Genomic DNA, 21,919 nt, shown 5'->3' on the forward strand with positions numbered 1-21,919 from the left:
AACTATTAGCGCTTTTTTCGGGCATCATACTCAAATTTAAAGGAGGAACAACGATAGTGGCTGAAAACGATCTATCAAATAACCGGATCACGGACGTTAACCTGACTAGTCAGATGAAAAATTCATTCTTAGACTACGCCATGAGTGTTATCGTTTCTCGGGCACTCCCGGATGTGCGTGATGGGTTGAAACCAGTACAACGACGGATCCTGTACGGGATGAATGAATTAGGGGTTACTCCTGATAAGCCATATAAGAAGTCTGCCCGGATTGTTGGGGATGTTATGGGGAAATTCCACCCCCATGGTGATTCTTCAATCTATGAAGGGCTAGTACGGATGGCACAGGATTTTAGTTACCGGTACATGTTGGTTGATGGTCACGGTAACTTTGGTTCAATTGATGGTGATAGTGCCGCTGCTATGCGGTATACCGAAGCCAAGATGAGTAAAATTGCCGTTGAAATGTTACGGGATATTAACAAGAATACTGTTGATTTTCAAGACAACTATGATGGAACCGAAAAGGAACCGACTGTGCTACCAGCTCGGTTCCCCAATTTACTTGTTAATGGTGCTTCAGGGATTGCTGTTGGAATGGCAACGAATATCCCAACCCATAATTTAGGGGAAGTTATTAGTGCAATTCACGTACTGATGGATAATCCGGACGCTACAACTGAAGACTTAATGAAAGTCTTGCCAGGACCAGATTTTCCAACTGGTGGTGTTGTCATGGGCAAGTCTGGAATTCGGAAGGCTTATGAGACCGGTCGAGGGACAATTGTTGTTCGGGCTAAAGTCGATATTGAAGAACGAAAGAACGGTAGACAACAAATTGTTGTTCACGAAATTCCTTATATGGTTAATAAGGCAAAGCTGATTGAACGGATTGCTGATTTAGCTCGGAATAAGGAAATCGAAGGGATTACTGACGTTAATGATGAAACCGACCGTGAAGGAATGCGGATCGTAATTGATGTACGTCGTGATGCTAGTGCTGAAGTGATCTTGAATAATTTGTACAAGATGACTTTGATGCAGACAACCTTCAATTTCAATATGTTAGCAATTGTTAATGGTGCACCAAAGATCCTTAGCTTGAAGGAAATCCTTCAGTATTACCTAGAACATCAGGAAAATGTTGTTCGGCGGCGGACAGAATTTGATCTGAAAAAAGCCGAAAACCGTGCTCATATTGTTGCTGGGTTACGAATTGCTTTAGATCATATTGATGAAATCATTAATATTATTCGGAACTCCCAAACAAGTGAAATTGCGAAAAATCAGTTGATGGAAAACTATGGACTATCGGATCGTCAAGCCCAAGCAATTCTTGATATGCGGTTAGTCCGGTTAACCGGTTTGGAACGAGAAAAGATTGAGGCCGAATATAAGAAGTTAATGGCAGCAATTGCCGATTACAAAGACATTCTTGCTCACCAAGAACGGATCAACCAAATTATTTACGATGAATTATTAGAAATTCAAAAGAAGTTTGGTGATAAGCGACGGACAGAACTTCAAGTTGGTGATATTACTAACATTGAAGATGAAGATTTGATTGAGGAAGAGTCAATCATTGTGACCTTAACGCATAATGGTTACATTAAACGGTTGCCGGTAGATGAATTTAAGTCTCAACACCGTGGTGGTCGTGGTGTTAAGGGAATGGGTGTTCACAAGGATGACTTTATTGAACAATTAATTTCTAGTGATACTCATGACTTGCTCCTCTTCTTTACCAATTCAGGAAAGGTTTACTCCATGAAAGGGTATGAAATTCCAGAGTATGGTCGGTCTGCTCAAGGAATTCCAATCATTAACTTACTTGGAATTGATAACAAAGAGAAGATTAGTGCTGTGATTAACGTTTCACATGAAACTAACGACGATGATAAGTTCCTCTTCTTTACCACTAAGCAGGGAACCGTAAAACGGACACCAGTTACCGAGTTTAAGAATATTCGAAGTAATGGGTTGAAGGCGATTAACCTTCACGATGATGATGAGCTGATCCATGTCGATATAGTTAAGGATCAACAAAATATGATTATCGGAACACACCACGGTTATGCCTTAAGCTTTAACTCATCTGTTGTCCGGTCAATGGGACGTTCAGCAGCAGGAGTTCGTGGAATTCGCTTACGGGATGACGATTATGTCATTGGTACTGCACCACTTGATGATGATAGCAACGTCCTAGTAATTAGTGAATTAGGTTACGGTAAGCAAACGCCTGCTAGCGAGTACCCAATTAAGGGTCGTGGCGGTTTAGGTGTTAAGACCGTTAACGTAACGAAAAAGAATGGTCCTCTGGTTGGCCTAACAACTGTTAAGGGAGACGAAGACATTATGCTGGTCACAGACCATGGTGTGATTATTCGTTTCGGTGTTGAAACAGTATCGCAAACTGGTCGATCAGCACTAGGAGTTCACCTAATTAAGATGGATGATGGGACGCATGTTGCGACAATTGCGAAGGTTGAAAAGGAAAGCGATGAAGATGACAATTCTTTATCAAATGAAAATTCAACTGAAGAAGCAACTACGGAAGAAAAAACTGAATAAATAAAGTAGAAATCCTGATTTGTTACGTCTTTATTAAGTAGACCGCAAATTCAGGATTTTCTTGTTACCTGTTCCTTGTTTTAAACCAATGTCTGTGGTATATTTTATTCTTGTGAGTATACGTAACAGACGTCTACTCTCCTTGTTCTTCTTAATCTTTACGGGAAGAGCCAGAGTCCATAAGGAGGTGTAACATTCATGGAAACACGTAAATATGAAATTACTTACATCATTCGTCCTGATATGGAAGAATCTGCAAAGAGCGACCTTGTAGCTCGCTTTGACAAGATTCTTGAGGACAATGGTGCAACCATCGCTGATTCCAAGGATTGGTCAACACGCCGGTTTGCTTACCCAATTGACAAGTACACTGAAGGTACTTACCACGTGGTAAACCTTACTACCGACACTGACGAAGCCTTAAACGAATTCGATCGTTTAGCTAAGTTCAACGATGATATCCTACGTCACATGATCATCAAGCGTGAAGCTTAATTTGATCTTCAATTAATAGAGAGGAGACGAGATCTAATGATTAATCGTGCAGTACTTACTGGACGCTTAACAAGAGATCCTGAGTTGCGGTACACAACCAGTGGAACAGCTGTTGTATCATTTACTTTAGCTGTTGATCGTCAATTCCGAAACCAAAATGGGGATCGGGATGCTGACTTTATCAATTGCGTCATTTGGCGTAAGTCTGCTGAAAACTTTAGTAACTTTACTCATAAGGGATCCTTAGTTGGTATCGAAGGACGGATTCAAACCCGGAATTACGAAAATCAGCAAGGTAACCGAGTTTATGTTACCGAAATTGTTGTCGATAATTTTGCACTGCTTGAACCACGCCAAAACGGTGGTAGTCAACAATATGGCAACCAACAATCATTTGGTGGTCAAGGTCAACCGCAGTACAATAATAATCAACCGCAACCTGGAAATAATGCTCCTCAATCTAATTCGTCTAATGGCTTTGGTGGTAATAATAACCAACCAAGTCAACCAGATAACCAGTTCCCTAATGGTGGGGACGATGGTCAATCCATTGACTTATCTGATGACGAATTACCATTCTAAAGAATTCTTTAACCAGATAGGAGGGTAATTTCATGGCACAACAACGTCGGGGCGGCCGTCGTCGTCGTAAAGTCGACTTTATCGCCGCAAACCACATCGACTACATCGATTACAAAGACACTGATTTATTACGTCGGTTTATTTCTGAACGGGGTAAGATTTTACCACGTCGGGTTACTGGTACTAGCGCCAAGAACCAACGTAAGTTAACTATCGCTATTAAGCGTGCACGGATTATGGGTCTTTTGCCATTTGTTGCTGAAGATTAATTCCGTAAAATAAGAGGCTGAGAAAAAACGATTCGTTTTTTCTCAGCCTCTCTCTGTAACTAATAGTAACCGAACTTACCGAGTTTAATTGCGGGAATTAACCCGAGCCTTCGAGTCTAACTACGAACGACTCTGATGAATTCATTATCATTCGTCGTTCTAGGTTAGCCAACCAGGCTCTTGAATGGGTTAATTCCCAGCTTTATTTTTAAAAGATTTTTCATTCCGTAAGTGTTGAGATGCAGTCAAATAGACCAATGTGATATTATAGATACTGATTGTTTAACAAAAATTAATAATTAACGAAAAACGTTAAAATCAGGAGGACCAGTATGAGAGATCTTATTAGTCGAGAATACTGGCGAGAGCTGTTTAAACAGCCAGCAGTTCGGTGGAATTTTATTTACATTTTAATTTTAACGATTCTTAGTCTAGTACTGGGATTTTATATTAATTGGCTTCTTGGGATTGCGATCCTAGTGGTGGCTCTTTTTGGTAGTCAGCTTAGTATAAGTCGTTTACGAACGATCGTCGTTGATGCTCATGAGTACTTAGCAGATCTAACTTATCGGGTTGAGCAGGGACAACAGGAAGCGTTGCTTGAAATGCCTTTAGGAATGATCCTGATGAATAAGCAGGGCGAAATTCAATGGATTAATCCTTATATGGCTAAGTACTTTGATCTAAAAATTGTTGTTGGGAAGAAACTTAAAGAAGTTGATAACGAGCTTGCCAAACTAGAAAATGAGCATCGGAATGATAAGCAGCCGACGATCGTTACGTGGCAGGATCGTCAATTTGAATTCTTGGTTCAAAAAGATAATCATGTTATCTACATGATGGACGTGACAAGCTATGAAGAAATTAATAAGCGTTATAAACAACAGCAAATCTTCCTGGGAAACATATATTTAGATAACTATGTTGAACTAACCCAGGGGATGAGCGATTCAGATGTTTCTAATTTACATAATTATGTGACGTCAGAAATTAGTAAGTGGGCAGCAGAGAATCACTTATTAATGAAGATAATTGACGATGATAATTACCTAATTATCGGACATCAAATTTCATTGAACCGGTTGGAAGAAAAGAAGTTTAAGATTCTCGATATTATTCGGGAAAATACTTCAAAACAGAACTCACCAGTAACGTTAAGTGTTGGAATTGCTTATGGTGAAAATGATCTGGTAAAATTAGCTGATACTGCTCAAAACAACCTTGATCTTGCGCTAGGACGAGGTGGCGATCAGGTTGTTGTCCGCGCTCAGGATTCTGAAGCACGGTTCTACGGCGGAAAGACCAATCCAATGGAAAAGCGGACACGGGTTCGAGCGCGAATGATTAGTCAGGCCCTTCAAGAACTAATGGCCCAAGCAGATCAAATCTTTGTAATGGGACATAAGAATCCTGATATGGATTCGCTGGGTGCTTGTTTAGGAATTCGCCGAATTGCGGAAATGAATAACTGTGAATGTTGGATTGTCGTTGATGACGAGCAGGCTCACTCTGATGTTCAGCGTCTCCTGAAGCAAATGGATAATTTTCAGGAAATCAAGGAACATATTATTACCCCTGAAGAGGCTCTTGAGAAAGCCACTCCTAATAGCCTTCTGGTGATGGTTGACCATGCTAAGAAAGGAATTACGATTGCTCCAGAGCTTTATGAACGTTTACAAAACCGTCTTGTGATTATTGATCACCACCGGCGCGGTGAAGAGTTTCCTGAAAATCCATTATTGGTTTATATCGAGCCATATGCATCATCAACTTGTGAGTTAATTACAGAAATGTTTGAATATCAACCACGAGAAGGTAAAGGGTTGAATAAACTGGAAGCTACGGCAATGCTGACGGGAATTCAAATTGATACTAAATCGTTTACCAAAAGTGCGGGAACCCGGACATTTGATGCGGCAAGTTACTTACGATCTGCCGGAGCTGACGGGATGATGATCCAAATGTTCATGAAAGAAAATGCAGATAGTTTCATGAAACGTAATCACTTAATCTCATTAGCAGAGTTAAATGGTTCAATTGCGATCTGTGCTGGAGAGGAAGACCAGATCTATGATCCGGTAACAGCTGCTCAAGCGGCAGATATGCTTCTTCAGGTTAACGGGATAGAGGCCTCGTTTGTTATTACTAAACGAGCTGATGGAATGATCTGTATCTCCGCACGTTCAATGGGTGACGTGAATGTTCAATTAATTATGGAAAAAATGGGTGGCGGTGGTCACCTAGCTAATGCTGCAACCCAAATTAAGGGGAAAACAATTGCGGAAGTTAAGCAAACTCTGATTGACCAATTGGCTAAAACAGAGGATGATGGAAATAAAGAATCAACTGAGGAGTGACTAAGATGAAAGTTATTTTTATTCAAGACGTTCGTGGTCGCGGTAAGCGTGGGCAAGTAAAAGATGTTCCCGATGGCTATGCGCAAAACTACCTCATTAAGCGAGGACTCGCAAAGCAGGCTACCCACGCTGCAATGAGCCAGTTAGCTGGTCAACAACGTGCAGAAGAAAAGCACGCTGCTGAAGAATTGGCTGAGGCTAAAGAGTTGAAGAAGGTTCTTGAAGATGACAAGACCGTTGTCGAATTGAGTGGAAAGGCTGGAACTGACGGCCGGATGTTTGGTTCGATTTCAACTAAACAAATTGCGACTGCATTACAAAAGCAATTCAACGTCAAGATTGATAAGCGGAAGATTGAGCTTGCAGCACCAATTAAGGCGTTGGGTTATGTTAACGTGCCAATTAAACTGCACCCACAAGTGATGGCTGAAATTCGGGTTCACATTGCCGAAAAGTAAGCTCATTGATTAAAGGAGCGTATCGTCATGGATAATGCACCAGTGCAAGAAGAGCCACGTGACATCGATGCGGAAAAGGCAGTTCTTGGAGCTGTCTTTTTAAGTAAGGATGCCCTGGCTGATGCAATGGAATATTTAGAACCACGCGATTTCTACCGTAAAGCCCACCAAATAATCTTTCAGAAGATGGTTGATTTAAATGATGAAGATCAGCCGATTGATGTGGTGACGATCCGGAGTGCGCTGGACAAGGATAATCAGACTGAAAATATTGGTGGAGTTGCTTATATTGCTGAAATTGCAACAGCAGTACCAACAGCAGCCAACGTCGCCTATTATGCTAAAATTGTTCATGATAAGGCAACAAGACGACGGTTAATTAATACAGCAACCAAGATTATTAATAATAGTTATGCTGATAATGATAGTGTGTCGGATCTGCTTGATAATGCTGAACAGCAAATCATGCAGGTTTCTCAAGACAATACCCAAAGTGGTTTTCAAAACATTAAGGATGTCCTAGAAGCTTCTTTAAAACACGTTAATGACTTATCGAAAAACGATAGTGAAGTTACAGGATTATCAACTGGTTATCAGCAACTGGATGAAATGACAACTGGGTTGCATAAGGACGAGTTAGTAATTATTGCTGCACGGCCTGCTGTTGGGAAAACTGCATTCGCACTAAATATTGCTCAGAATGTTGCGACTAGTTCAGATACTGCTGTGGCAATCTTTAGCTTGGAAATGGGAGCAGAATCTCTTGTTAACCGGATGATCTGTGCTGAGGGAAACATTAACGCCAACCACTTGCGGACGGGGCAGCTAACTCAGGATGAGTGGAACAGCCTCTTTATCGCAACTGGTGCTCTTTCTAAGGCTAATATTTATATTGATGATACTGCTGGAATTAAGGTTGCAGAAATTCGTGCACGGTGTCGTCGACTAGCTAAGGAGAAGGGCAATCTTGGGCTAATTGTAATTGACTACCTTCAGCTAATTGAAGGGACAAATCCCGATAACCGACAACAAGAAGTTTCCGAAATTTCACGGCAATTAAAGAAGCTTGCTAAGGAATTAGAGGTGCCAGTTATTGCCCTTTCTCAGCTTTCTCGTGGAGTTGAACAGCGGCAAGATAAACGACCGGTACTTTCAGATATCCGGGAATCCGGATCAATTGAACAGGATGCGGATATTGTTAGCTTTCTGTATCGTGATGACTATTATGATCACGATGAAGATGGTGATGGCGAGGATAATCAAAATAATTCACAACAGGATAATGATGACGATGGCTCAAACGTGAGTGAAGTTGAAGTCATTATTGAAAAGAACCGTAGTGGTCCACGGGGAACCGTGAAGTTATTATTTGCCAAGTCATATAATAAATTTGCTTCTGTTTCGTATATTCCAGAAGATAACAACTAATCGAATAATAAGGGCATCTAAGAGAGATCGTAGGGGCCCTTTTGTGCGTTTTTAAAAGAATGTAGGTTTCTATCAACCATTTGATAATAAAAAGAGTTATAGTCAAGATGATAGATCTGTCTTATTAAAAAGGTGATTAAGGAAAGAGGAGGCGTAAGATGAACCGTCAAGGAATTGAATTAAAATGGTTGCTATTGGGAATGTTTTTAGGGAGTATCGGTAATAGTTTTGTTTGGCCGTTAACTACCATTTACATGCACCAACAGCTTCATGAATCATTAACTGTTTCAGGGATTGTCCTGCTTTTGTATTCCGGTGCTAATGTTGTGGGGAGTTATATCGCCGGAACATTATTCGATAAGAAGAATCCGCGGCAATTAATGCTTGGCGGGACAGTTACGGCAACTGTAATCATGGGATTATTGATTGCATTTAATGGTTGGCCAGTTTATGGAATCCTATTGACTGGCGTCGGCTTTATGAATGGTTGGATAATTACCATGGTGAACTCTTACGGAACCCAGTCTGGACAAGATGGTCGGTATGTTTTTAACATGTTGTACTTTGCCAATAATTTAGGAATGGTGATCGGAACAACAATTGTCGGTCCGCTTTATCAGTATGCTCATGGTAATATTTCACCAATGTTCTCAATTACGACAGTTCTTTATGTCCTTTTTAGTGCCGTTGTCTTTTTCTTTTTTAAGGATAATGAGAGTAGTCGAAGGAGTAATCGGGAAGTAGATGTGGAAGTTGAAGATGGTGAGAAGCAAGTGAAGATGCCGGTTAGTAACTTAATAATTAGCTGGACCTTCTTTGCAGCCTTAATGATTATTTGGACAATGTATGAACAATGGGCAAGTAACCTTTCTGTCTTTATGACAGATCAGGGAATCTCAATGACAAAATACAGTCTGTTGTGGACGCTTAACGGGGTCTTAATTGTGATTATCCAGTTAATTATTACTTGGATTAATCGGTACCATTCAAACTTATATTTGCAAGTATTTCTTGGACTCTTCACAGTAGGCTTTTCCTTTGTTCTATTGTTATTTGCTAAGTCCTACATTTGGTTTGTTTTAGCAATGACAGTGCTAACTATCGGAGAAGCAACGGCCTTTCCGACTATGCCAGCGATTGTTAATGAACTATCACCGGTTAACATTAAAGGGAAGTATCAGGGAATCCTGAATGCTTTTTCGTCACTTGGAAAGGCAATTGGACCATTATTTGGCGGAATTTTGATTGAACTTTCCAGTTATCGGATTTTGTTCGTCGTTTGTGCGGTAGCTGTTTTTGTTACCTTGGCAATTGTCTTCATTGTGGTTAAGTCTAATCAATCACGAACAGTTCATTATTAAAAATATTACCCGGGAAATGATTTGGAAGTATGAAGCAAGTCTCTTAGTGCCTGCTAGTACTTCCTTTTTCTGTAGAATGAAATTATGTTGTATAATCAACGTTAAATAAGACGATGGAGCAAGAACAAATGAAAAAGATACTATTACTTTCAACGGGAGGAACCATTGCATCAGTTGCTTCAGATTCAGGATTAGTTCCTCGAGAATCTGGTGAAGGGTTAATTCAGATGCTTGGTCAACTTCCGTATGAAATTGAAGTCCGCGATATTTTACAGCTAGACTCATCAAATATTCAGCCCGAAGAATGGGAGTTTATTGCTAAAAAAATTTATGAGTACCGAAACGATTATGACGGCATTGTCGTTTCGCATGGGACCGATACAATGGCCTATACGGCGTCAATGCTCTCATTTATGTTGCAGGGAATTAACTTGCCAGTAGTCCTTACGGGAAGTCAAGTACCGATTAACGTAATCTTGAGTGATGCTCCAGATAACTTACGGTTGGCATTTGCGGCAGCTGCAACGTGTCGGCCGGGCATTTATTTAGCCTTTAGCGAGAAGGTAATGTTGGGTTGTCGGAGCGTGAAGGTACGGACAACGAACTTTAATGCTTTTGAAAGTGTTAATGTTCCACCAGTTGCGACAGTAACGTCGGATGGCTTAGTTTTTAATCCGCAACAAGCCAACTTTCCCCATGCCGATCACTGTACATTAAACACGAAGATTGATCCTCATGTATCCCTAGTTAAGTTATTCCCTGGATTTGACCCACAACTCCTATTTGCGATGGTTGAAAATGGTTGTAAGGGAATTGTAATTGAAGGGTATGGGCTTGGTGGAATGAACTTCATTCGTCGCAACATGGTTGGTGCGATCGGTGAATTAATTAAAAATGGGATCCCCGTAATTGCAACAAGCCAGTGCTTATACGAGCGGAGTGATTTAACTAAGTACGAGGTTGGACGCGAGGCTTTGCTAAAGGGAGCAATCAGTGCTCATGATATGACTTCTGAAAGTACCATCACCAAGTTAATGTGGGCCTTAGGACAAGAAATGGATGTTCATCAAGTTGCAAAGTTCTTCGATCGGAATGTTGTTGGTGAGGTTAGTCTTTGATAAAAAGGATCTAGTTATTTGAAAGATGCTCGAAATTAATTTTCAAGCACTTAGATAGAAATTAAGAAGGAAATCACCTAAGATTATTTTCATTCTGAACTAATCTTAGGTGGTTTCCTTCTTTGCTTTATATATAGAACAAAATGGGACCCGTAGTAAATACCACAAGTTCTACTTTAATTTGGCTTAAATACATATGAGTGAAAACAAAAGTCTGGCGTTGATTTGTTGCAATGCTGGTAACGGTAGTTTTTAGGTTTTGCTAATGCTTAAATTGAAAAAAGGTAAGAATAATAACCGTAATTATTCCAATACCAATATATAGTAATCCTAATGCACGGTGGTGAAGTTTAATGTAATTATCTTTATCCTTTTTGTTAAGAAGCTGACCGTATAACAATTGAAAATAAGCTGAATTTCCTTTGTAAATTTGAAAGCCGATATAGATAATTCCTAATGCGATGAGGAGAAACACCAAGTAAGCGATTAACATAGTAATCACCTCGTAAATGCATATTATTAATAAGTATAACAAAAAAGGCCACCGAATAATCGGTGACCTTTTAATAATGGGCAGTCAGGGGATCGAACCCTGGACCCACGGATTAAGAGTCCGTTGCTCTGCCAGCTGAGCTAACTGCCCATGTCATTGACAACAGGTATTATCTTATCAATCTTTAATTAGATTTGCAAGGATTTTTTTGAAGAAAGTAAAATTATCAGTTTCCAAGTTTAAGGGGAAATGATTGAATATCACTATCAGTATCTGTAAAGTAGGAGTTAAGAATATAAAGCAAGGGAATGACAATAATGAAGGGTGCAATTCTTAGTTTAAACAAAATTATCTTAGATACCGATAAACTTCAATTCCAAGCGTGGCGAGAGCTAGCAATGTACGAGTTTGGAATGGGATTACCAGGAAAAATGGCTAGTCAAGTTGCTGGATTAGATCGTCATCAAGCATTAGCAATTATCTTGAAGCATTTTAACCAAACTGATGCTAATGAGGATGAGTTACTTAACGAGCAGTATGAAATGTACAGTAAGGTAATTAATGGAATCGGTGAGGAGCAGCTTTATCCGAATGCCAAACGCTTACTAAATAATTTCTATGATCATTATGTCGATATTGCTGTTAATGATGTTGATGGACATGCAAAGGAAATTTTACAAAAATTAAAGGTTGATGACTTCTTTGATGCCTTTGTCTCACCATTAGACGACGAGAATCCATATTTAAAAGCAAGCCAAGAGTTAAACGTTCAGCCAGCTGCTTGTGTCGGGATTGGCTCTAACGCTAAGCAAATTGAACAAATGAATGCGACTAACGTTATTTCAATTGGCGTTGGCAACGCTGATGAACTTAAGGCAGCTAAGTACCAAGTAAGTCAAATTGGTGATTTGAAATACCCAATGATTCGTAAGGTATGGGAAGATAATGAGTTAGATGAATAAGTAATAAATCCCCGAATGTCAGTTTTAGGGCATTCGGGGATTGCTTTATCGGTACTCTTCAATGCAGAAGTTCTTTTGTTGGCAATGGGGACAGGTTAGTTTCTTCATATTTGGGGTATGAACGGCCAAAATCCACTCTCTAAATAAAGGAACAAATTCAGAATGACAATGAGGACATAGATATAATGAGTGTTGATAGTAGGAATAAGTAATCTTTCCGCAGATAATAAGAGAGAAAATAAATCCTAAAATAAACCACCAAATTGAAGTACCTTGATAAACAACATATATTAGACTTCCCCAAAGAAGAATATCAACAATGAGTCCCCATACAACTAATTTTAATCGTAAATGATGAAGTTCTTTGGTCATGTTCATACTAGATAACACCTCTTCTTGTAATTTGGTTGAAAAATTATCCATTGAGTTGAGCTGTTTCTTTAGATATTTTAATCCTTCAAGCTGTGATTTAGTTTGGTGAAGTTGCTGTTGTAGCAGGTTGGTTTGCTTATCAATTAAAGATGATAGAACATGAGCTGTTTGTTTATTTTCAATTAATCTTTGGATATCTTTAAGCTTAAATCCTAGTTTGCGGTAAGTAATAATTTGCTGTAGACGTAGCAGATCTTTTTCATCATAAGCTCGTCGATTACTCGGAGTCCTTTTGGCATGGAGTAATCCCTTTTGATCATAGTATTGAACTGTTCTAATAGAAGTATGACATCGTTGAGCTAACTGTCCGCTAGTAAGCACTGGCTATTCCTCCTTTCTAAATAGTTTTATCTTACGTAATGACGTTGGGTAACAATCAAGAACAAATTTAAAAAAGAAAAAGACCACCAAAATAGTGATCTTGTAAACCTCTGATGGGCAGTCAGGGGATCGAACCCTGGACCCACGGATTAAGAGTCCGTTGCTCTGCCAGCTGAGCTAACTGCCCATATATCTTGTTCAATCAGAACATATATAAATGTATCATCATTCTTTAATACTGTCAATAATTTATTGGAATTTAAATTGATCTTTTACTGATGTGGTATAATGTTAAAAGAGTAACTGGGCGATCTATTAGTGAATTTTCGCCCTTTTAGTGGATTAATTAAAATCATAAACAAAACTGAAAATTACTAGATTTTCAGTCCTTAATAACAATAATAATCAACTGTACCTATGTGGAGGTAAGTATTGATATGGCAAAAAAAATCTTAGTTGTTGATGACGAAAAGCCAATTTCAGATATCATCAAATTTAATCTCGAAAAAGAAGGCTATGAAGTAGTCGTTGCCTTTGACGGGGAAGAAGCCCTAGAAAAAGTTGAAGGAGAAAATCCTGATTTAATTATTCTGGACTTAATGTTGCCTAAGATTGACGGCCTTGAAGTAGCTAAGCGAGTACGGGCAAAGCACACTACCCCAATTATCATGGTTACTGCTAAGGACTCTGAATTGGATAAAGTCCTTGGGCTAGAACTTGGTGCTGATGATTATGTTACCAAGCCATTTTCTAATCGTGAATTAGTTGCTCGGGTAAAAGCAAACCTTCGTCGTCAAGCGGCAGTTAAGGCACCCGCTGAAGAGGATAATAATACTGATATTCAAGTTGGTGACTTAGTAATTCACTCAGAAGCATATACAGTTTCAAAACGTGGTGAAAATATCAATTTGACTCATCGTGAATTTGAGCTTCTTCACTACCTTGCGGAACATATTGGACAAGTAATTAATCGTGAGTATCTATTACAGACGGTGTGGGGATACGATTACTTTGGTGATGTGCGGACTGTTGATGTTACGGTTCGGCGATTACGGGAAAAGATTGAAGATAACCCAAGTCATCCTCAATGGTTAATTACTCGTCGTGGTGTTGGTTACTACTTAGCAAATCCTGATCAAAATTAGAGGCTAGCCAGTTGTGAACAGCAAATTAAAATTTTATCAGTCAATCAAATTTAAAATCGCCCTCGTTTTCGCGTTAATGTTAATGTTAACGTTGGAATGCGTTGGGGCGGTTTTTGTGCGTCAATTGGAACATCAGAATTTAAATACGTTTAAGCAAACAATTGAGCTTCCTTCTTACGTGGATAATTCGTTAAGTGAACAGTTAGTAAATACTAACCATAAGAAGGCTAATCAAAATATCCGGAAAATTTTGGCTGAAGTTAACAATAACAATATCTCAGAAATTCGGGTAATTGATAGTCAAGGCGTCGTTCGCGGAACCAGTAATTTCGATAATCGAAATATGATTGGTCAAAAAACTACCGAGCAAATGGTAAAGGCAACGCTGGTTAATAACCGTTCTCACACCGAAAACGTCTATGATAATAGCAACCATACACGTTACTACGTTAATATTATTCCGTTAGTAGACAACAGTAATAATAACGTGGTTGGGGTTGTCTACCTTCGTGCCAGCTTAGAGAGTGTTTACTCAAATATTAACAGCATCACTTTAATTTACCTTTCTGCAGCGTTGATCACGATCGTAATCGGACTATTGCTAGCAATTATTATTTCCCAGGAAATAACTCGACCGATTGAAGAAATGCGGAAACAAACTCTTCGAATTGCTCGTGGTGATTTTTCAGGGCAAGTTCGGGTAATGGGAAACGATGAATTAGGTCAATTAGCTGGGGCAGTTAATAACCTCTCAGTTCGGGTTGAAGAGGCACAGGAGTCAAGTGATTCTGAGCGGCGGCGGTTGGATAGCGTTCTATCACACATGTCTGATGGTGTTTTAGCAACGGACCGGCGAGGCAACGTAACGATTGTTAACAATATGGCACTCCAGTTATTAGGGGTAGAACATGAAGATGAGCTAATCGGAAAATCAATTATTGATGTTCTTGATATTCGTCACGATTATACTGTTCGGCAGCTTGTTAATAGCGAACAGAAAGAAATGATTCTTGATATGTCAAATTCAGGAAGTAATTTGATATTGAATGCTTACTTCTCACCAATTCAGCGAGAATCCGGATTTGTTAGCGGACTAGTCTGTGTTCTTCACGACGTTACTAGTCAGCAAAAAGAGGAACAGGAGCGAAAAGAATTCGTTTCTAATGTTTCCCATGAATTACGGACGCCATTAACCAGTGTTAAGAGTTATGTTGAAGCATTGAGTGACGGTGCGTGGCAAGATAAAGAAATTGCGCCCCAATTTTTAAAGGTTGTTCAGGATGAAACTGAACGAATGATTCGGATGATTAACGACCTACTGAGCCTTTCACGGATGGATGCCGGTACCACAAAGTTAAACCTCGAGTACGTTAATATTAATGAGCTTTTTAACTATATTCTGAATCGGTTCGATATGATTATTAAGAAGGAAGAGGACCCGAAAAAGAAAAAGTACACGATCGAACGCTTCTTTACCAAGAAGGATCTATGGGTTGAAATTGATACCGATAAGTTTACCCAAGTTATTGATAATATCATGAATAATGCGATTAAGTATTCTCCAGATGGTGGTGTAATTACTGCCCGGTTACTAGAAACGCACAACCATGTTATTATGAGTATTTCTGACCAGGGCCTTGGAATCCCACGAAAGGATTTAGGCCATATCTTTGACCGCTTCTTCCGGGTTGATAAGGCACGAAGCCGAAAACAGGGAGGTACAGGGCTTGGCCTTGCCATCTCCAAAGAGGTTGTAAACATGCTCGGTGGTCAGATTTGGGTTGATAGTGTTGAAGGTAAAGGTTCAACTTTCTACATTTCCTTGCCATACGTACCATATGAAGAGGGGGACGAGTGGGATGATCAAAAAGATCAAAACTAATTGGTTAGCCATTGCGTTAACCATTGTAGTAGTAATTAGTTTATTCTTAACTGCTGCAATCTGGTCTAACCCTATACAATACGAGCGAACAAGAGATAGTTCGAACTCACGGAGCCTCAATACACCCCAGTTAATCGGTGATCTATACTTACCGACTCAAGTAGTACACGTTGATGCTAACCAGCAACAATTTTTACTATATAGCTCACGGAAAAATTTAATTACGACTATTCGACACCAATTACGCGGTTATCAGTTGGGACGTGCTAGTCTGGTAAAAAGTGATAATAGCGACGTTTACCTTAGCTATCTTCACCAGCCTAATTCGCTAATGGTAAGTTATCCGGATAGTATTACGGGAACAATTTTTAACGAAACCTTTTCGCAGTCGATTGATACTAGTCGGGTTAAGCAGATTGACCATATTTTAATTCCATTAAATAATCCACGGAATATTTATTTACTAAATGATCGCGGTTATAAAGTCTACCGGGCACGGATTAGTCAAGCAAAGAAAAATAGTAGTTTAACTTCCTTAATTAAGGGGACGTCAAAGGTAGAAGTTGATCATAAGATCATTCACGGTCAAACGATGCTTCTTTACCCAAAGAGTTTTACGTTACCGGTTTTTGGCTACCAGGTAACAGCGCAAAATATTGATACCTTAAGTCAAAATCTTATTAGTACAAATAAGCAGTCTTCAATTACAACTGAACATAAGGGAAACACAACTGTTTATCGTGATGGCGAAAATAAACGGGTAATTTATAATCATCAAAATGGTACTGTCCGTTATGAGAACTACGTAAGTCATGATGATGTGCCAAAATCTAGTCAGCTATATAGTTATTTCTTTAATCGAATCGCTAAAACCGGAATTCCAATGGATAATCTCCGCTATGATGGGATTAGTGATCACCAGCGGAACATTAATTACCGGAGTTATGTCGAAGGATTTCCAATTTTTAACTCTGCTGGGTATGGTGATATTCGGATGTCATCAAAGGTTAATGGAATGAACAAAACCTGGTTGAGTTTATACAGCATTCAAGTTCCATTGCCGATTAACCATAAGCCAGTTCGTCTTCCTTCAACGACGACGGTCTTTAAGCAGCTTCGGGCAAGTAACCGGCTTAAGGATATTAAAGGAATCAGGGTTGGTTACCTTTGGAAAGAAAATACAAGTGATAACAGTACTGTTAAATTAACGCCAACCTACTTTGTTGACTATCATGGACAGTGGGTTGACTACACCGAATTACAGAAGTAAGGGGGGCGTTGGAAAATGGACTTTAAACGAATTCAATGGATCTTTTTCTTTGCTTTCTTGCTCTTTGATGTAATTATTGCGAGTTCATTATTGGTTGAAAACCGCTTTATCGTAACGAATAATCAAAGCAGTCGCTCATCTGTAATCTTGAAGGAAATGAAAGATGATTCGATTAGTTATGGAAAAATAAATGGCGGTCAGCAAAAAGGGTACTACCTTTCAGGCTACCGTTCTACTGAAGATGGTGCGTTAGATGCTGCATCGACCCGTCTTCATAATCAAGAAACACACTTTTCAAGCAATACCTTGACGAGTGAATTTAATGATCCAATTAACGTCAATATTGAAACACCTAATGTTCGGTTAAATGAGCTAGTTCATAACAGCCATCAGATAGCATTAGGGAAGCATTACCAATACAACCCAAATCTTTCAACAAAACGTGTAATTGTTTACACACAAATGGTTGAAGGACGGCCGGTAATGAATAATGATGGACAAATTCGCTTTCGAGTAAATTCGAATCATGAAGTAACGAGCTATACGCAGACCTTTTTGGAGGGCGTACGAATTCTTCGCCCAGAGACTGCCACGATTAGTCAAAAACGAGCTGTTGTTTGGCTGTACAAACATAATCAGATTCCAAATAATTCACGAATTCGGTGGGTTCAGTTAGGGTATTCAAGATTACTAAGTACAAATACTAACAACCGGAATGTTTATATTCCAACCTGGGTTGCGGAGATTAAAACGAAGAACTCGGGGGCAGTTGAGCGAATCTCAATTAATGCTTTTAACAGTACCATAATGAAAAATACAACTACTAGTGTTAATACTGAAGCACTAAATCAGAAGTAAAGGAGTAATCTGAGGTGACAGAACAGGACCCATTACGTTACAGTATTTTAGCGAGTGGGAGTACAGGGAATGTAACTTACTTGGAAACCAATGAGCACCGAATCTTGATTGATGCCGGATTAAGTGGCAAACGAATCGAAAATTTAATGGCGAAGATTGATCGGTCACTAACAGATGTTGATGCTATTTTTGTAACGCATGAACATACCGACCACTGTCATGGAGTTGGAGTGCTTGCCCGGCGTTATGGAATGGATATCTATGCAAACCAGGGAACTTGGGATGCAATGGCCAATAAAATTGGTAAAGTTCCGTTAGAACAAAAGCATATTATTGCACCAAATAGTGTTAAGGATCTAGGAGACATTGACGTTGAAAGTTTTGCTGTTTCTCATGATGCAGCGGAACCTCAATTCTATCAGGTTCACCATAATAACAAGACCTTTTGTATCATTACGGATACTGGTTATGTTTCTGACCGGGTTGAGGGGACGATTCGAAATGCAGACGCCTACCTAATGGAGTGTAATCATGATACGGAAATGCTACGGATGGGTCCATATTCTTGGCCGTTAAAACAACGGATCCTAAGCGATACGGGACACCTTTCTAATGAAGAGGGAGCGGATGCATTGATGGATGTCCTTGGCTCGCGGACTAAGCGCATCTTCTTAGGTCACCGGAGTCAGCATAATAATATGCGTTCGTTAGCTCACCTAACCGTTGCAACAATGATGGAGAGACATGATTTTGGTGTTAACCATGATTTCCAACTTGTGGATGCAGAGCCAGATAAGCCAAGTAAACTTTTAACAGTGTAATAGTCATCAAAAGACAGATGAAAATTCAAGCTTTTTTCATAATTTAACGATATATTGAACTTGATAATTATGAGATTGGGGGAGTTATTCGATGAGTGACCAAAAACCGCGAGATACCAAAAATAAATTTTGGCTAAAGGTGGCTGGAGTTGGCCTTGTCGCTGGTCTAATCGGTGGCGGGCTTTCGCTAGGAATTGGTAATGTGATTGAAAATCATGTTCAAACTTCTAGTACGAACGTTCCTGCAGGATCAAACAAGTCTGGAGGAACCAAAGTAAATAAAAATAAAGCGAACTTAAGCAACCAAGCGACGAAGGCTTATGATTCTACAAAGGATGCTGTTGTAAGTGTTATTAATAAACAGGAAGTTCAGTCATCCAATCAAGGAATTATGGGGATGTTTGGTGGTCAAACTAGCGGTGACTCTTCTAATTCAGATAGTTCACAAAACTCTGGTAAACTCCAGACAGCCAGCGAAGGATCCGGGGTAATTTATAAGAAGAGCGGTAATTCTGCCTATATTGTTACTAATAACCATGTTGTTAAGGGCTCAAATGCTTTGCAAGTAATTCTAAGTAATGGGCGCAAGGTAAATGCTAGTCTTGTTGGTTCAGATTCCGCGACTGATTTAGCAGTTTTAAAGATAAACTCAGCTAACGTTAAAACGGTTGCTGAATTCGGGAACTCAAACTCAATTGCGGCTGGTCAAGACGTCTTAGCAATTGGTTCACCAATGGGTAGTGAATATGCTAATACCGTGACTAAGGGGATTATTTCTGCAAAGAGTCGGACGCTAAAGAGTGGTACAGATGGGACGTTAACTTCTGTCATCCAAACTGACGCAGCAATTAATTCAGGTAATTCTGGTGGTCCGTTAATTAACATGGCTGGTCAAGTAATCGGAATTAACTCAATGAAGTTAGCCGGGAGTAGTGATGGTTCTTCCGTTGAGGGGATGGGCTTTGCTATTCCAAGTAACGAAGTAGTTAAGATTATTAACCAGTTAATTAAGGACGGTAAGATTTCTCGGCCGTCACTGGGGATTAGTATGATTGACTTAAGTCGGGTAACAACTGATCAACAGCAGTCGGTTCTTAAATTACCATCAAATATTACTAAGGGTGTTGTTATCATGGATGTTCAGAGTGGCTCAAATGCGCAAACAGCGGGCCTTGAACAGTATGATGTTATTACCAAACTTGGCGATACTAAGATCACTAATACTAGTTCGCTGAAGTCAGCACTATATAAGTATAAAGTTGGCGATACGACTAAGGTAACTTATTACCGTGATGGTCAGTCTCATACAGCGACATTGAAGCTGGCAAAATAAATTAAGTATGAAGCAGGAGAAAAGACGGTTCGTTTTCATCCTGCTTTTTTATTGAAAATTGAAGTAGGTTGTCCCTAATGTTATTTGCATTATAATAAAACCATTAATAAAAGTGGGGAGAAATGACGATGAATAATCCTAAATTTAAGTATCCTGATACTAAGGCCTATGATTTTGTAGTAGACCGGCTTGCAAAACGTGGGGTAACCCAATCAGATTTGGCAAAGATTGTTTATGAAACTCAGCGTCAGTATGAACCTGAAGTTACACTGAAAGAGTGTGAAGATGCTGTTGTTGACGTTATGCATAAGCGAGAACTAATGAATAACGCAATGGTAATGTTGGAATTAGATCGGTTAACAGAAGAAGGACAAGTCGATGAGCCACTTGCTTCAATTATTAAAAATGATGCTGGAGTATTTGGAGTAGACGAAACAATCGCTCTTCAAATTGCAACGATTTATGGAACAATTGGAACAACAAACTTTGGCTATTTTGACCGGGTTAAGTCTGGAATCATGAAGAAGTTCGATACATCGGATTTGCATGTTAATACTTTTATTGATGATCTGCTTTCAGCAATTGTAGCAGCAGTTTGTGGAAAGATTGCTCACAAGTATGCTTAACCTAAAGAAATAACGAATGATAGAACTATTCAGCTAGTTAAACATTCAGCTAACCACGGATCGTGATTTAGGAACCACTATCCGTGTTATTTTTTAACCAAAATTGGCTGTGAATTAGCTTGTGGAAAAGTTAGTGAAAAAATCCGTGAAATTATTTTACTATTGTAAAAGTGCTTTGATAACAGTCATTAACAGGTGTGTAAAACTTATCCACAAGCTAGAGATTGTGTTGTGGATAAGTGGATTAACTAAGAATCAGCAAGATTAGATCGTTGTCATATCAGATAGTTTGAGCGTTACTAACGAACGGTTGTTTTTGTTGATAACTGTGGATAAGTAAAAAATCGGTAAGCGCATTCATACTAATTTTTCTACCGAACATTCGGAAAAAAGGAAACTATAATCAATTGCCTGTGGATAACTCTGTGGATAAAATGTTGAAAGTGGTGGATAAGTTGAATATTAAAATTATTGGTGTTGGCAAATTAAAAGAAAAGTATTTTAAAGCAGGAATTGCGGAATACTCAAAGCGACTTGGGCGTTTTTGTAAATTCCAAATTGTCGAAGTTCCGGATGAAAAGGCACCAGAGTCACTGAGTCAAGCAGAAATGGCTGAAGTAATGGCGAAGGAAGGCGAACGAATTCTGGAGAAAATTAAGGATAAAGAATATGTTTATGCCTTAGCAATAAAGGGAAAGGAACGGACTTCAGAAGAATTTGCCAAGGAGATTAACCAATTAACCACGTATGGTCATAGTGATATTACCTTTGTGATTGGTGGTTCTTTAGGTCTTAGTCCGGAAGTCTTAAAACGTGCAAATACTCAAATTTCATTTGGTCGCTTTACCCTGCCTCACCAGTTAATGCGGCTGGTATTAACTGAACAAGTTTACCGGGCATTTACCATTATTAATGGGCTACCTTATCATAAATAATAAAAAAGTTCACAAACAATCAATTTTTCGTTTGTGAACTTTCTTTGATCAAATCCTTAAGAAATATTATGATCCAACTTAATAATATTTCCCTTGTGATGACGCTATAGTAATATGTTACATAGAGATTACAAGGATATTACAATAATGTATCTAAAAGCGGATAAATATAGGTTTAACCCCCTATGAAATAGTGCGGATAG

20 protein-coding genes and 2 tRNA genes are annotated in these 21,919 nt (G+C 39.2%); 18 read left to right on the plus strand and 4 right to left on the minus strand.

Annotated features, from left to right (window positions below; translation table 11 throughout):
• Window positions 1–56 precede the first annotated feature (56 nt).
• The 9 genes from gyrA to HUK45_RS02585 all read left to right on the plus strand — a co-directional run bounded on the left by gyrA (window position 57) and on the right by HUK45_RS02585 (window position 10,638).
• Window positions 57–2,570, plus strand: a complete 2,514-nt coding sequence (gene gyrA, locus HUK45_RS02545) for a DNA gyrase subunit A (RefSeq protein WP_191910952.1) — start codon at window positions 57–59, stop codon at window positions 2,568–2,570.
• 198 nt (window positions 2,571–2,768) lie between these two features.
• Complete coding sequence (gene rpsF, locus HUK45_RS02550; protein WP_003716304.1) at window positions 2,769–3,065, plus strand: 30S ribosomal protein S6; 297 nt, start codon at window positions 2,769–2,771, stop codon at window positions 3,063–3,065.
• Between the two features lie 36 nt (window positions 3,066–3,101).
• Window positions 3,102–3,647 (plus strand): single-stranded DNA-binding protein, encoded by a 546-nt coding sequence (ssb, locus tag HUK45_RS02555; protein ID WP_191910953.1) that lies wholly within the window; start codon window positions 3,102–3,104, stop codon window positions 3,645–3,647.
• A 32-nt stretch (window positions 3,648–3,679) separates the two neighbouring features.
• On the plus strand, window positions 3,680–3,916 hold the full coding sequence (rpsR, locus tag HUK45_RS02560) for a 30S ribosomal protein S18 (RefSeq protein WP_003716302.1): 237 nt from the start codon (window positions 3,680–3,682) through the stop codon (window positions 3,914–3,916).
• A 332-nt stretch (window positions 3,917–4,248) separates the two neighbouring features.
• A complete protein-coding gene (locus tag HUK45_RS02565; protein WP_191910954.1) occupies window positions 4,249–6,273 on the plus strand; it encodes a DHH family phosphoesterase in 2,025 nt (674 codons plus the stop codon).
• 5 nt (window positions 6,274–6,278) lie between these two features.
• Window positions 6,279–6,731: a 50S ribosomal protein L9 gene (gene rplI, locus HUK45_RS02570; RefSeq protein ID WP_191910955.1), complete on the plus strand. Its 453-nt coding sequence runs from the start codon at window positions 6,279–6,281 to the stop codon at window positions 6,729–6,731.
• Between the two features lie 27 nt (window positions 6,732–6,758).
• Entirely contained in the window at window positions 6,759–8,159 is a 1,401-nt protein-coding gene (gene dnaB / locus HUK45_RS02575) for a replicative DNA helicase (protein WP_191910956.1), read from the plus strand.
• 158 nt (window positions 8,160–8,317) lie between these two features.
• Entirely contained in the window at window positions 8,318–9,520 is a 1,203-nt protein-coding gene (locus HUK45_RS02580) for an MDR family MFS transporter (RefSeq protein WP_191910957.1), read from the plus strand.
• A gap of 128 nt (window positions 9,521–9,648) precedes the next feature.
• Entirely contained in the window at window positions 9,649–10,638 is a 990-nt protein-coding gene (locus tag HUK45_RS02585) for an asparaginase (protein ID WP_191910958.1), read from the plus strand.
• Window positions 10,639–10,900: 262 nt separating this feature from the next.
• Here HUK45_RS02585 and HUK45_RS02590 read toward each other — a convergent pair whose 3' ends face one another.
• Window positions 10,901–11,131 carry a hypothetical protein gene (locus HUK45_RS02590; RefSeq protein ID WP_191910959.1) on the minus strand — a complete coding sequence of 77 codons (231 nt, stop codon included), beginning with the start codon at window positions 11,129–11,131 and terminating at the stop codon, window positions 10,901–10,903.
• A 77-nt stretch (window positions 11,132–11,208) separates the two neighbouring features.
• Window positions 11,209–11,281, minus strand: a tRNA-Lys gene (locus HUK45_RS02595).
• A 167-nt stretch (window positions 11,282–11,448) separates the two neighbouring features.
• Between HUK45_RS02595 and HUK45_RS02600 the strand changes: the two genes are divergently transcribed.
• Window positions 11,449–12,093, plus strand: a complete 645-nt coding sequence (locus HUK45_RS02600; RefSeq protein WP_191910960.1) for an HAD family hydrolase — start codon at window positions 11,449–11,451, stop codon at window positions 12,091–12,093.
• A gap of 45 nt (window positions 12,094–12,138) precedes the next feature.
• Here the strand turns inward: HUK45_RS02600 and HUK45_RS02605 are convergent, their stop codons facing one another.
• Together HUK45_RS02605 and HUK45_RS02610 are read right to left on the minus strand one after the other, a co-directional pair.
• The gene (locus HUK45_RS02605) at window positions 12,139–12,846 is read right to left on the minus strand and encodes a MerR family transcriptional regulator (protein ID WP_191910961.1); all 708 of its coding nucleotides are present in this window, start codon (window positions 12,844–12,846) and stop codon (window positions 12,139–12,141) included.
• A 114-nt stretch (window positions 12,847–12,960) separates the two neighbouring features.
• Window positions 12,961–13,033, minus strand: a tRNA-Lys gene (locus HUK45_RS02610).
• Window positions 13,034–13,283: 250 nt separating this feature from the next.
• On the opposite strand from HUK45_RS02610, the gene yycF reads away from it, so the two are divergent.
• The 8 genes from yycF (at window position 13,284) to rlmH (ending at window position 21,716) form a co-directional block, all read left to right on the plus strand.
• Window positions 13,284–13,991 carry a response regulator YycF gene (yycF, locus tag HUK45_RS02615; RefSeq protein WP_191910962.1) on the plus strand — a complete coding sequence of 236 codons (708 nt, stop codon included), beginning with the start codon at window positions 13,284–13,286 and terminating at the stop codon, window positions 13,989–13,991.
• A 13-nt stretch (window positions 13,992–14,004) separates the two neighbouring features.
• Window positions 14,005–15,873, plus strand: a complete 1,869-nt coding sequence (gene walK, locus HUK45_RS02620) for a cell wall metabolism sensor histidine kinase WalK (RefSeq protein ID WP_191910963.1) — start codon at window positions 14,005–14,007, stop codon at window positions 15,871–15,873.
• Window positions 15,851–17,143 carry a YycH family regulatory protein gene (locus tag HUK45_RS02625; protein WP_191910964.1) on the plus strand — a complete coding sequence of 431 codons (1,293 nt, stop codon included), beginning with the start codon at window positions 15,851–15,853 and terminating at the stop codon, window positions 17,141–17,143. Before walK ends, HUK45_RS02625 begins: the two co-directional genes overlap by 23 nt.
• 15 nt (window positions 17,144–17,158) lie before the next feature.
• On the plus strand, window positions 17,159–18,001 hold the full coding sequence (locus HUK45_RS02630) for a two-component system regulatory protein YycI (RefSeq protein ID WP_191910965.1): 843 nt from the start codon (window positions 17,159–17,161) through the stop codon (window positions 17,999–18,001).
• A gap of 14 nt (window positions 18,002–18,015) precedes the next feature.
• Window positions 18,016–18,822, plus strand: coding sequence for an MBL fold metallo-hydrolase (locus HUK45_RS02635; RefSeq protein WP_191910966.1), 807 nt, complete (start codon window positions 18,016–18,018; stop codon window positions 18,820–18,822).
• A gap of 91 nt (window positions 18,823–18,913) precedes the next feature.
• The gene (locus HUK45_RS02640; protein ID WP_191910967.1) at window positions 18,914–20,155 is read left to right on the plus strand and encodes a S1C family serine protease; all 1,242 of its coding nucleotides are present in this window, start codon (window positions 18,914–18,916) and stop codon (window positions 20,153–20,155) included.
• A 128-nt stretch (window positions 20,156–20,283) separates the two neighbouring features.
• Entirely contained in the window at window positions 20,284–20,781 is a 498-nt protein-coding gene (locus HUK45_RS02645; RefSeq protein ID WP_191910968.1) for a phosphatidylglycerophosphatase A family protein, read from the plus strand.
• Between the two features lie 455 nt (window positions 20,782–21,236).
• On the plus strand, window positions 21,237–21,716 hold the full coding sequence (gene rlmH / locus HUK45_RS02650) for a 23S rRNA (pseudouridine(1915)-N(3))-methyltransferase RlmH (RefSeq protein ID WP_191910995.1): 480 nt from the start codon (window positions 21,237–21,239) through the stop codon (window positions 21,714–21,716).
• Window positions 21,717–21,919: the final 203 nt, after the last annotated feature.

Origin of the sequence: Limosilactobacillus urinaemulieris (assembly GCF_014838745.1) — a bacterium.
GTDB classification, from domain to species: domain Bacteria; phylum Bacillota; class Bacilli; order Lactobacillales; family Lactobacillaceae; genus Limosilactobacillus; species Limosilactobacillus urinaemulieris.